The 12,681-nt window shown below is 68.0% G+C and carries 7 protein-coding genes; 4 read left to right on the top strand and 3 right to left on the bottom strand.

The genetic code is table 11. The annotated features are described in order from the left end of the window. Positions 1-216: 216 nt before the first annotated feature. Positions 217-450 carry a DUF1674 domain-containing protein gene (locus RBB34_RS16410; RefSeq protein ID WP_306120323.1) on the bottom strand — a complete coding sequence of 78 codons (234 nt, stop codon included), beginning with the start codon at positions 448-450 and terminating at the stop codon, positions 217-219. A 116-nt stretch (positions 451-566) separates the two neighbouring features. On the opposite strand from RBB34_RS16410, the gene htpX reads away from it, so the two are divergent. The 4 genes from htpX to purH all read left to right on the top strand — a co-directional run bounded on the left by htpX (position 567) and on the right by purH (position 6,453). Beyond that, a complete protein-coding gene (htpX, locus tag RBB34_RS16405; protein WP_306120322.1) occupies positions 567-1,523 on the top strand; it encodes a zinc metalloprotease HtpX in 957 nt (318 codons plus the stop codon). A gap of 50 nt (positions 1,524-1,573) precedes the next feature. Continuing rightward, positions 1,574-2,932, top strand: a complete 1,359-nt coding sequence (locus tag RBB34_RS16400) for an RsmB/NOP family class I SAM-dependent RNA methyltransferase (protein ID WP_306120321.1) — start codon at positions 1,574-1,576, stop codon at positions 2,930-2,932. A gap of 87 nt (positions 2,933-3,019) precedes the next feature. Further along, complete coding sequence (locus RBB34_RS16395; RefSeq protein ID WP_306120320.1) at positions 3,020-4,720, top strand: heparinase II/III family protein; 1,701 nt, start codon at positions 3,020-3,022, stop codon at positions 4,718-4,720. A 116-nt stretch (positions 4,721-4,836) separates the two neighbouring features. Then, entirely contained in the window at positions 4,837-6,453 is a 1,617-nt protein-coding gene (gene purH / locus RBB34_RS16390; protein ID WP_306120319.1) for a bifunctional phosphoribosylaminoimidazolecarboxamide formyltransferase/IMP cyclohydrolase, read from the top strand. A gap of 2 nt (positions 6,454-6,455) precedes the next feature. Here the strand turns inward: purH and RBB34_RS16385 are convergent, their stop codons facing one another. Together RBB34_RS16385 and RBB34_RS16380 are read right to left on the bottom strand one after the other, a co-directional pair. Further along, on the bottom strand, positions 6,456-7,826 hold the full coding sequence (locus RBB34_RS16385; RefSeq protein WP_306120318.1) for an MFS transporter: 1,371 nt from the start codon (positions 7,824-7,826) through the stop codon (positions 6,456-6,458). Between the two features lie 31 nt (positions 7,827-7,857). Continuing rightward, positions 7,858-12,654, bottom strand: a complete 4,797-nt coding sequence (locus tag RBB34_RS16380) for an NAD-glutamate dehydrogenase (protein ID WP_306120317.1) — start codon at positions 12,652-12,654, stop codon at positions 7,858-7,860. Positions 12,655-12,681 lie beyond the last annotated feature (27 nt).

Genomic DNA, 12,681 nt, shown 5'->3' with positions numbered 1-12,681 from the left:
TCGGCCGCCTTCGGGCTGCGCCAAGTCATTGAAAACAAAGATGTCGGATGCCGGGCAGGGTTACCGGGCGGTTAATGGGGACACGGCAATCGGCCAGCACGCGGTCAGGGCGTGGCAACCTTTGCCGATCGTGTGCGGCAATTGTGCCGATGCCGGACAGGGTCGGTCCCGGAACGGGACGGGTTCGCTAACGGGTTGGCGGCGGCCCCGGCCCGGTCAGAAGTCGATGGCGCGGCCCTTGATCTCCCAGTCGCCATAGCGCGCCGGGTCCTTGCCGCCGCGGCCGCCGATCTCGCGTTGCGCTTCGGCCTCGTGCCGTTCGATCCGGGCACGTCGCGCCTCGGCCTCGTCGAGCGCGCGCCGGGCGGCCGGCGGCAGATCCTCCAAGCGCCGTGCGGGGGCGACCGGCGTCGCGGCGGCCTGTGCATCGTTTCGGCTCGTCTCGGACATGGGACCTCCGCTCGGCGTCGGTTTGCGTTGAAATGGGCCAACAATACAGCCATCTATATGGCGCCGGACGCGCATGGCGTCCAGCCTGGTCCATCATCATGCGGGAGTAAGCCTTTATGAACATGGTCAAGACCGCCATGCTGATCGCCTTCATGACGGCGTTGTTCATGGGCATCGGCTATCTGATCGGCGGCACGGGCGGGCTGATGATCGCCTTCGTCATCGCGCTGGCGATGAACGCCTTTTCCTACTGGAATGCCGACAAGATGGTGCTGCGCATGCATGGCGCCGTCGAGGTCGACGAAAAGACCGCGCCCGAATACTATTCGATGGTTCGCGATCTGGCGGCCAATGCCGGCCTGCCCATGCCGAAGGTCTATATCATCAAGCAGGATCAGCCGAATGCGTTCGCCACCGGCCGCAACCCGGACAACGCGGCCGTTGCGGCGACGACCGGGCTGCTCGACCGGCTGACGCCGGAGGAAGTCGCGGGCGTGATGGCGCATGAACTGGCCCATGTCCAAAATCGCGACACGCTGATCATGACGATCACGGCGACGCTCGCCGGGGCGATCTCGATCCTTGGCAATTTCGCCTTCTTCTTCGGCTCGGGCCGCAACAACAATCCGCTCGGCCTGATCGGTGTGCTGGTGGCGATCATCGTTGCGCCCTTTGCCGCCATGATCGTGCAGATGGCGATCAGCCGCACGCGCGAATACTCGGCCGACCGGCGCGGCGCGGAAATCTGCGGGCGACCGGACTGGCTGGCGAGCGCGCTCGCCAAGATCGCCAAGGCCGCCGGCCGAACCGTCAACGAGCCGGCCGAGCGCAATCCGGCGACCGCGCACATGTTCATCATCAATCCGCTCAACGGCCAGCGCGCCGACAGCCTGTTCTCGACCCATCCGGACACGCAGAACCGGATCGACGCGCTGATGGCGATGGGCGACATTTCCGGCCCCGCGGCCTCGTCAGCAGCGCCTGTGCGCGAACGCCGCGGCGCAAGCGTGCCGGCGACCGGCAGGCGCTGGGGCCGATCCGACGAGGGCGGCCAGGGCGGACCCTGGGGTTGACGGCAGGTCGGCAAAGACGTGCGCGTAAGGGTCATGCCGAGCCGGCGAGCATGGACAAGCCGGGCCTGCCGGCGCGACTGGCCGCGCATCGCCTGCTGAGCGCGATCGTCGACGCATGCACGCCGATGGACGCGCTGACCGACGACGCGCATGGCCATCCGCACTACCTTGCGCTCGATGCGCGCGACCGTTCGCTGGTGCGCGCGATCCTGATGGCGGCGCTGCGCCATCGCGGCGACATCGATCGGATCGTTGCGCGTTTCACCGACCGGCCGCTGCCCGAGGCGGCGAAAGGGCTGCGCGCGATCCTGCATGTCGCCTTCGCGCAGATCCTGTTTCTGGACGTGCCGTCCCACAGCGCGGCCGATCTTGCCGTCGATGCGGCGCGCGCCGATCCGCGCAGCCGGCGTTTTTCCCCTTTGGTCAACGCGCTGGCCCGGCGCGCGGCCAGCGAGCGCGAGGGCCTGCTGGCCGAGATCGCGCGCGAGCCGGCGCGCGCGCCGGCCTGGTTCGCCGCCCGGCTCGAGGCCGTCTACGGCCGCCAGGCGGCGCTCGCGATCGAGGCCTGCCACCGGCTGGAAGCGCCGATCGACCTGACGCTGGCCGATGAAAGCGCTCGGAACCTGGCGTACTGGGCGCAGCGACTCGATGCGCTCGTCCTGCCGACCGGGTCGCTGCGGCTGCGGCAGAAGGCCGACATCGCCGGCCTGCCGGGCTTTGCCGAAGGTGCGTTCTGGGTGCAGGATGCGGCCGCCGCGCTGCCGGTGCGCCTGTTCGGCCAGATCGAGGGCGGGCGCGCGCTCGACTTGTGTGCCGCGCCCGGCGGCAAGACGGCACAACTTGCCGCGCGCGGCGCGCATGTCACCGCACTCGATATTTCGACGAACCGGCTCAAGCGCCTCGCCGCCAATCTGGAGCGCGTCGGTCTTGAGGCCACATGCGAAACGGCGAACCTGTTCGACTATGCGCCCGACGCGCCGTTCGACCTGGTGCTGCTGGACGCGCCCTGCTCGTCGACCGGCACGGTGCGGCGACATCCGGACGTGCCGTGGACCAAGTCCGACGCCGATATCGTCAAGCTCGCCGGGCTGCAGGCGCGCATGCTCGACAGGGCGGCCGAGTTCGTCGCGCCGGGCGGCATGCTCGTCTTCTCCAATTGCTCGCTCGATCCGCGCGAGGGCGAAGACGTCGCAAGCGGCTTTGTCGCCGGGAACCGGGAATTTTCTCTCGTACCGATCGATCCGGCCGCGATCGGCGGCCCGGACACATGGGCGACCGATGAAGGGTTCCTGCGCACCACACCCGCCGACCTGCCCGCCGAACGGCTTTCCGCGCGCGCCGAATCGGTCGATCCGGCGCTGTGCGGCCTTGACGGCTTCTTTGCGGCGCGCATGGTGCGAAATATCTGACTTAAAAGGATGAATTGCGGTTTGGCATTGCGAATCGATGGGGCTATCGTGCCCTTTCGAAGTGGAATCAGGGCAGGATAGGCTGACGTGGCCATCACGCGCGGCAACACACGACCTCGCTACCGGGGAGCCGGCGTCGGCTTCTTCTGGGACCAGGTGCGCCACCGCCTGCGGTCCGGGCCGGTCTCCAACTGGCGGCTGGTCGGTCCGGTGCCCGCGCGCATCGTGCTGTCGCCGCCCTGCCTGCGCCCATCCGACCCGCTGCTGGCGCGCGACTTCTATCAGGGCCGCTTCACCTTTGCCGGGCGCACCGTGGAGACGACAGGCGAGTCGCCCTTTGCCGTCGAGCCTCCCTCCCATGACTGGATGGCCGAACTGCACTCGTTTCGCTGGCTGCGGCACCTTTCGGAGGCGGGCAGCGACCTGTCCGCCGCCCAGGCGCGGGCGCTGATCGACGACTGGGTCGGCCTGCACGGCAAGCGGCTGCGCGAACCGCCCTATGAGGTCGGCGTGGTGGCAAGCCGCCTGACCGCCTGGCTGCAGCATGCCGGCTTCTTCCTGCAGAACAGCGAGCACGGCTTCTATCGCCGCTTCATGGGCATGCTGGCGCGTCAGGTGCGCTATCTCAACGCCACGCTGCGCGGCCATCCCGAAAGCGTCGAGCATCTGCAGGCGACGGCGGCGCTGGCGCTGGCATCGCTCGCCCTGCCGACGCCGGAAGGACGCCAGCAGCGCGCGGCGAGCCAGCTCGAAGCTCAACTGAAGCGGCAGATCCTCGCCGACGGCGCCCATGTCAGCCGCAATCCGGCGCATCTGCCCGAATTGCTGGTCGATCTGATGCCGCTGGCGCAGTGCTATGTCGCCGCCTCCAGGCCGGTGCCGCCCGAACTGATGCGCGCCATCGACCGCATGTTTCCGCGCCTGCGCGCCATGCGCCATGTCGACGGGCATCTGGCGCATTTCCACGGCGCCGGCTTTTCGAAGATGGACCTACTGGCGCGGGTGCTGCGGCTTGACCGGACCGCCGGGCGAAGCGGCGCGCAGGCCGTGCAGAGCGGCTTTTACCGGCTCGATTCGGGCGGCAGCGTCGTCATCGCCGATATCGGCACGGTGCCGCGCGGGATTGATGGGGCCGGGTGCCACGCCAGCGCGCTGGCCTTCGAGTTCTCCTCTTCGCGCAGCCGGATCGTGGTCAATCTGGGCACGGACCGGCTCGGACGCGACGATTACGACGCCATCGCGCGGGCGACGGCGGCCCACTCCACGCTGTCCATCGGCAACCAGTCCTCGGCGCGGTTCAAGCGCTTTGGCGGCGGCAGCCAGCGTCAGAGCCTGCGCTGCATCGCCGGGCCGGGCTTCATCGATGTCGCCGAATGGACGAGCAATGGCATGAGCGGGTTTCAGGCGCGACACGACGGCTACGTGCCCGCCTTCGGTCTGGTGCATGAGCGCGGCATCGTGATGAGCCCCGATGGCGGGCGCGTGGACGGCTATGACCGGCTCGAGCCGATGGGCGCGCTGACACCGCCGGCGGCGGCCGCGCAGGTGCGTTTCCATCTGCATCCGTCCGTCGACGTCGAGGCGGCCGAGGACAATCGCGGCATCATCCTGTCGACCGACAGTTCCGAAAAATGGCTGTTCCGGGTCAACGGCACGTCCTTTGCGGTCGAGGAGAGCCTTTATCTCGCCGCCGTCGCCGGGCCGGTTCCCACATCGCAGATCGTGGTCAATATGGGCTTTCCCGACCTCGACCGGATCAGCTGGCGCTTCGAGCGCATCGCGCAGTAGTGCCGCACCGTAAATTGCTGTGGCCAGCGGCGGTGCGGGGCCTGGCGGTCTCGGCGAGGCACGGCCCGCTGTGATATGCGGATGCCGCGCTCACCGAACATTAAGGACTCATGCCCATGGCCGTCGCCGCCAAGACCATCGCTCCCGACGACCGCGTTCCCGTCAGGCGGGCGCTGATCTCGGTTTCCGACAAGACCGGGCTCGTCGAGTTCGCCAAGGCGCTGGCCGGACATGGCATCGCGCTCGTGTCGACCGGCGGCACGCGCCGGGCGCTCGCCGATGCCGGCCTTGCCGTAACCGATATCGCCGAGGTGACGGGGTTTGCAGAGATCATGGACGGGCGCGTGAAGACGCTGCATCCTGGGGTGCATGGCGGGCTGCTGGGCGTGCGCAACGATCCCGACCATGAAGCGGCGATGGCCGCGCACGGCATCGCGCCGTTCGAGCTGGTCGTCGTCAACCTCTATCCGTTCGAAGCGGCGGTCGCAGCCCAGGCGGATCCGGCGACGCTGATCGAGAACATCGACATCGGCGGACCGGCCATGGTGCGCGCGGCGGCCAAGAACCATGCCTCGGTGGCGATCGTCACCGATCCGGCGGACTATGACGACGTGCGCGCGGAACTGGCGGCCAATGACGGGGCGACGCGGCTGGCCACGCGCAAGCGCCTCGCCGCCCGCGCCTTCAAGCGCACGGCGAGCTATGACGCGATGGTGGCCGATGCATTGGACGGGCTGGCCGAGGACCCGCCGCTGGGCCGCCACGACGCGCTGGGCGGCCGGCGCGCCATGGCCCTCAGATATGGCGAGAACCCGCATCAGGAGGCGGCGCTCTATCTGACCGGCGAGACCCGGCCCGGCGCCGCGCTCGCCAGCGTGCTGCAGGGCAAGGTGCTGTCCTACAACAATCTCGCCGATACCGATGCCGCCTTCGAACTGGTCAGCGAGTTCGGCGCCGACCGGCCGGCAGCGGCGATCATCAAGCATGCCAATCCATGCGGTGTCGCCCAGGCCGACACGCTGGTCGATGCCTATCGGGCGGCGTTCGACTGCGACCGGACGTCGGCGTTCGGCGGGATCGTCGCGTTCAACCGGCCGCTCGACGAACAGACCGCGCATGCCGTGCTCGAAATCTTCACCGAAGTGGTGATCGCGCCGCAGGTCAGCGAGCCGGCCCGCGCGGCGTTCGCGAAAAAGCCCAACATCCGTTTGCTTGATGCCGGCGCTCTCGCCGATCCGCGCGCCGCCGGTTTCACCGTCAAGCCGGTGGCCGGCGCCTATCTCAAGCAGGGGCGCGACAATGCGGTGGTCGGGGACATGGAGCTGCGCTGCGTGACCGCGCGGCAGCCCGATGCACGCGAACTCGCCGATCTGCGCTTTGCCTTCGCGGTCGCGAAGCACGTGAAGTCGAACGCCATCGTCTATGCGCGCGATCTGGCCACGGTGGGCATCGGCGCCGGGCAGATGAGCCGCGTCGATTCAAGCCGGATCGCAGCGCGCAAGGCGCGCGAGGCGGCCCGGGTGCTGGGGCTCGACGCGCCGGGAACGCACGGTTCGGTTGTCGCGTCGGACGCGTTCTTTCCCTTCGCCGACGGGCTCCTGACGGCGGTCGAGGCCGGGGCGAGGGCGGTCATCCAGCCGGGCGGATCGATGCGCGACGACGAGGTGATCGCGGCCGCCAACGAGCACGGCATCGCCATGGTGTTCACCGGCACGCGGCATTTCCGGCACTGAATTCAGGTGCGCGAGCGTACCGGGATCAGCAGCACAAGGCCGATGACGAACAGGCCGATCACCGGCGTGATGCCGATGCGCTGGCTGCCGGAAAGCTCGGTGAACAGCCAGATCCCAAAGGGCGCCAGGAACGCGGTGGCGCGACCGGACAGGGCATAAAGGCCGAAGGCTTCGCCCATGCGCTCGGGATGGTCGACCTGATCGACCAGGAGCGGGCGCGAGGCAGCCTGCAACGCCCCGCCCGCTGCGCCCATCACCGATACCAGGCCGTATATGGCGACGTCTGGCAAGGGCGAGTCGGCGTCCACCTTCACGAAGAACACTTCGCCCGGCGCGATGGAGACGAAACCCAGTGCCGTCGCGATCAGCAGGACGATCGCGATCGCGACCACCTTCTTGGTGCCGATCCTGACATCGAAACAGCCGGCCAGGATCGAGCCGGCAATGGCGATGACGCTGGCCAATATGCCGAAAATGCCGATCTGGATCGTCGTCCAGCCCATCACGCCGATGACATAGATGCCGCCAAAGGCGTAAACGCCATTGAGCGCGTCGCGGTAGAACATGGACGAGGCGAGAAACGCCAGCAGGCTGCGGTGGGAGGGCAGCCCGCGAATGGTTTCGACCAGTTGGGCCAGGCCCTTGCGTACGGCGTTGGCAACGCCGGTCCGGCGCGGCGCGTCGGGCGTGAACGCAAACAGCGGGATGACGAAGACGATGTACCACAGCGCCGTCAGCGGGCCGGCGGCCCGCTCGCCCTCAAGGCGCTGCGGGTCGAGGCCGAGAATCGGTTCGAGACCGAAGAACGTCCGGCCGCTTTGCGGGTCGGCGGCCATGAAGCCCATCACCAGGACCAGCGAAACGAGCCCGCCGGCATAGCCCAGCGCCCAGGCATTGCCCGAAAGGCTGCCCAGCCTGTCGCGGCCGACCAGGCCGGGCATCATGGCGTTGTTGAAGATGGCGGCGAACTCGAAGCCGATCAGCGCCACGACGAAGCCGACCAGGGCGAGGGCGATGTTGAAGGATGTGGGCTCGGGCGCAGCGAACCACAGCGACAAGGAGCCGATCACCGCGACGACCGAAAATCCGAAGATCCAGGGCTTGCGCGGACCGGTGGCGTCGGAAAGCGCGCCGACAATGGGTGCCATGAAGGCGATCAGCAGGCCGCCGATGGTCGAGGCCATGGCCCAGTCGGCCTGGCCCTGCACCGGATCGGGTGCGACGTAGGCGGCGAAATAGGGCGCGAAGATGAAGGTGATGATCAGCGTGTGAAAGGGCTGCGCCGCCCAGTCGAACAGCATCCAGCTGCGTATGGCCCTGCGGTCCGCCGCCGGCTGCGCGTCGTGACCGGGTGCCTCGCTCAATGCGCTCATGGCATGGCGGCCCCGGTTCCGGTCGCGCCGCTCATGCGACCAGGTCGCCGAGCAGGCCGGCGGCGACGGTCAGCCGCGAGACGGTCAGCTCGCCATGGTCGGTCAGATCGGCGATCCGATCCTGGACGCGGGCGATGCGCACCTTGTTGGCGTCGACCCAGGCCTCCACCGCCTCGGACGGGTCGGCCCCGTTGACCGACAGTGCCGAGGTCGTGATGGCGAGCCGGGCGGCGTGGATGGTGTCGAGCGCGCGCTGCTGGGCCAGGCCGTCGAAATAGTCATCGGCCGACAGCTTGTGCGCCAGATGCTCGAGCCGACCGATGCGGAAGCTCTTCGTGACATCGAAATAGCCGCGCGCGGTGGGCACGATATGCCGGTTGGTGGCCTGGGCGGCGGCGATGATGTCGGGTGTCATCGCGATGATGGGCAGCATGGCGAGCCGCCAGGCGGCGCCGTCGGCCAGCCCCTCGCCCGCGAAGCCCTCGTGGCGCTCGCGCACCCAGTTGGCCAGGTATTCGGGGGCCAGTTCGAGCAGTTCCGGCTCGAGCTCGGCACGCGCCGAGGCCAGCCGCTCGACCGCTTCGCCGATCGGCGCGGCCATGTCGCCGCATTTGAGAAACTGGCCGATGGCGGCGCGCTGGGCGTCGGCGAGGTCCTCGTAAAGGTCCATCTGGCGCATGCCCGGGATCGTGGCGTCGAGTGCGTCGATGGCGGCATGGATCGTTTCGAGGTCGAAGGCATCGCGCGTGACGACATGGGCGCGCACGATGCCCGAGGGCAGCTTGCCGGTCGCATCCTCGAACCGGCTGATCACCGACGGGCCGCCGCGATTGACGATCTGGTTGGCCAGCACCGTGGCGATGATCTCGCGCCGCAGGCGATGGCCGCGAATGTTGTCGGCGAAATCATCGCGCATGCGCGGCGGAAAATACCCCAACAGGTCCTTCTCCAAATAGGGGTCGTCCGGCAGGGGCGAGCGCACCAGATCGTCGAACAGCACGATCTTGGCATAGGACAACAGCACGCCGATCTCGGCACGGGCGAGCCCGATGCCGGCCTTGCGCCGGTCGGCCAGCGCTTCCTCGTCGGGCAGCAGTTCGACGGCGCGGTCGAGCGCGCCGCGCTCCTCGAGCTGTTCCATCAGCCGCGCCTGCAGCGCCAGATTGGCGGTCTTGGTGCGGTGCGCGCGGGTGATGGTCAGCGTCTGCTCGTAATTGTTGCGCAGAACCAGATCGGCGACGCTTTGTGTCATCGCGCTCAGCAGCTTGTCGCGCGCCTTGCGCTGCAGGTCGCCGTCCTTGAGCGACTGGCTGAGCGCGATCTTGATGTTGACCTCGAGATCGGAGGAGTTGACGCCGGCCGAATTGTCGATGGCGTCGGAGTTGCAGCGGCCGCCGGCAAGGCCGTACTCGATGCGCGCGCGCTGGGTCATGCCAAGATTGGCGCCTTCGCCGACGACGCTGGCGCGCAGTTCGGGCGCGGTGATGCGGATGGCGTCATTGGCCCGGTCGCCGACATCGGCGTCGCGCTCGCCGGTGGCGCGCACATAGGTGCCGATGCCGCCGAACCACATCAGTTCGACATCGGCCTTCAGAATCGCCTGCATGATCTCGAAGGGCGAAGCCTTCACCTTGCCAAGGCCGATCGCCTCGGCGGCGGCCGTGGACAGCGTGATCAGCTTCTGGCTGCGCGGAAAGATGCCGCCGCCGCGCGAAAGCTTCGATGTGTCGTAATCCTGCCAGCTCGACCGACCCATCTCGAACAGGCGTTTGCGCTCGGCAAAGCCGGTCCGGGGGTCCGGATCGGGGTCGATGAAGATGTCGCGATGGTCGAAGGCGGCGATCAGCCGGATCTTTTCGGACAGCAGCATGCCATTGCCGAAGACATCGCCCGACATGTCGCCGACGCCGGCCACGGTGAAGGGTTCGGACTGAATATCCTTGTCCATCTCGCGGAAATGGCGCTTGACCGCCTCCCAGGCCCCGCGCGCGGTGATGCCCATCTTCTTGTGGTCGTAGCCGGCCGAGCCGCCGGAGGCGAAGGCGTCGTCGAGCCAGAAACCGTGCGCCTGCGAGATCGCGTTGGCGGTGTCCGAAAAGCTCGCCGTGCCCTTGTCGGCGGCGACCACGAGATAGGGGTCGTCACCGTCATGGCGCACGGTGTGCGGCGGCGGGATGACCGCTTCGCCGTCGAGATTGTCGGTCAGCGACAGGAGCGCGGAGACGAAGGTCGTATAGGCCTGGCGGCCGGCCTCGAACACCGCCTCGCGGCCGCCTTCGGTCGGCAGCCGTCTGGGCAGGAAGCCGCCCTTGGCGCCGACGGGCACGATGACCGCGTTCTTGACCTGCTGCGCCTTGACCAGGCCGAGCACCTCGGTGCGGTAGTCCTCGATGCGGTCGGACCAGCGCAGGCCGCCGCGCGCGACCGGCCCGAAGCGCAGATGCACGCCCTCGACCTGCGGCCCGAAGACGAAGATCTCGCGGAACGGGCGCGGTGCGGGCAGGCCGTCCAGGCGGCCGGGATCGAGCTTGAAGGCCAGCGTGGCGCGTGGCCCGCCGTCCTCGCCGGGATTGAAATAGCTGGTGCGCAGGGTCGCGGTGATCGCGTTGCAGAAGCGGCGCAGGATGGTGTCGTCGTCGATGCCGGGCACGTCGGCCAGCGCATCGCGGATGCCCGCCAGTATGTGCTTTTCGGTGACGGCGGTGTCCTCGTCGGGGTCGGCATGGCGCAGCGGGTTGAAGCGAGTGTCGAACAGCTCGAACAATTGCCGCGTGAAATCGGGGTGGCGGCGCAGCGTGTCGGCCATGTAGTGCTGGCTGTAGGCGATGCCGGCCTGCTTGAGATAACGGCCATAGGCGCGCAGGACCGTGGCCTTGCGCGCGTCCATGCCGGCGGCGAGCATCAGCCCGTTATAGCCGTCATTGTCGATCCGGCCGGCCCAGGTCTCGCAGAAACCGTCCTCGAACAACGCGCCGTCATCGCGCGGCAGAACCGTGCCGTCGGCGCTTTCTATGCGCATGTCGTGCAGCCAGATGCAGTGCGGACGGTCCTCGCCGGTGGCGTCGCAGCCGATGCGGTAGGTCAGTTCGGAAATGACCCGAAAGCCCATATTCTCCAGCACCGGCACACGCTCGGAAAGAGCGACCGGCTCGTCGGCATGGAAGATGCGCAATCGGGCGCGATGATCGGCCTGGGTCTCGTCGGACCGGAAGTCGACACCGATCGGGCTTTGCGGTGTGATGGCGTCGATGAAGCGCAGATCCTCGACGGCCTGCTCGGGCGAGACGGTGTCGCGATAGCTTTCGGGAAAGGCGAACATCGCCCCGTCGGCGGGCGAGCCGGCCTCGACCAGCGCGTCGAGCAGGTTGTCCTGCCAGGTCCTGGTGATGGCGGCGATGTCGCGCTCGAGCGCGGCCTGGCCGGGGGTGGGCGTCTTGCCGCCGCTGCGGCCGATGATGACGTGTACGCGCGCCAGCGTGCCCTCGGGGAAGGACGGATACCATGCCGAGACATGGCCGTCATAGGCATCGGCCAGATAGGCGCTGATATCCTCGCGGATGCGCGAGGAATACTTGTCGCGCGGCACGAAGACGATGACGGAGACGAAGCGGTCGAAGGCGTCGATCCGGCTCAGGACGCGCACGCGCGGGCGGTCCGCGAGCGCGACGATCGCCTCCGCGTTGCGCGTGAGCATGGGCACGTCGATCTGGAACAGTTCGTCGCGCGGATAGGACTCGAGCACATTGAGCAGCGCCTTGCCGGAGTGGCTGTCGGGCTCGTGGTGCGAGCGCTTGAGAACGGCGTCGATCTTGGATCGGATATAGGGGATGCGCTGCACCGAGCGGGTATAGGCGGTCGAGGTGAACAGCCCGACAAGCCGCAGTTCGCCCGAAAGCTTGCCCTTTTCGTCGTAGCGCTTGATGCCGATGTAATCCATGTAGGTGCGGCGGTGGACGACCGATTTCAGGTTCGCCTTGGTGACGATGAGAACGTCGCGGCTGTTCAGGAAGGCGCGGATCTGAGGTGTCGTCGTCACCGGTTCGCCGCCGCGGCGCAGGATGCGCACCTCCGGATCGCTCAATATGCCCAGCGCCGGCCGCTCGGCGCGCTGCAGCTTGCCGCGCTTTTCGCCCCCGACATAATCGTATTCGCGGATGCCCAGAAAAGTGAAGTTGTCGTCGTGCAGCCATTGCAGGAAGGCGATCGCCTCGCGGACATCGGACTTGCGCGCCGGCAGCACGCCCGACCGCAGTTCGGTGACGACCTCGTCCAGCCGCGCCAGCATGGCCGGCCAGTCGCGGACGGCCGCGGCCACCTGGCCGAGCGTCGACCCGATCGCGTCGGCGAGCCGTTCGTTGCCCTGTTCGTCGAGGCCATCGACGATCGCGCAGATGACGCTGACCCGGTTGGTCTTCTGGCGCGCCATGCCCGGGCGGGACGTGTCGATGATCTCGAAGGTGTCGTGATCGTGCTGGATGTCGAGCACCGGATGGACGACGAACTCCACCCGCGGCGCCTTGTCGTTGATCTCGCCGAGCACCGAATCGAACAGGAACGGCATGTTGTCGTTGATGACCGAGATCATGCTGACGGGTGTGGCTTCCGGATCGGCCGCGACCTCGACCAGCGACTTGCCGGGCCTGTGCCGCGCCAGCGTTCGGGCGGTCTGTGCGATGGCGCGGGCCAGAAGGTCGGGCGCGATGTTCGACAGGTCCTCGGCATGGGCGTCGGCGACGAGCCGCTCGGCGAGGGTGTGTGACTGCTCGTCAAGCGCGTCGGTGATTTCCGACAAGGCGCGCTTTGCCGCCGCGCTCAGTTTCTGGACCATTGCCCCATCCCGTCCGCATTTTTTGTT

This window comes from Roseitalea sp. MMSF_3546 (genome assembly GCF_030732865.1).
GTDB lineage: Bacteria > Pseudomonadota > Alphaproteobacteria > Rhizobiales > Rhizobiaceae > Roseitalea.
This window is presented reverse-complemented; position numbering and strand designations above follow the sequence as displayed.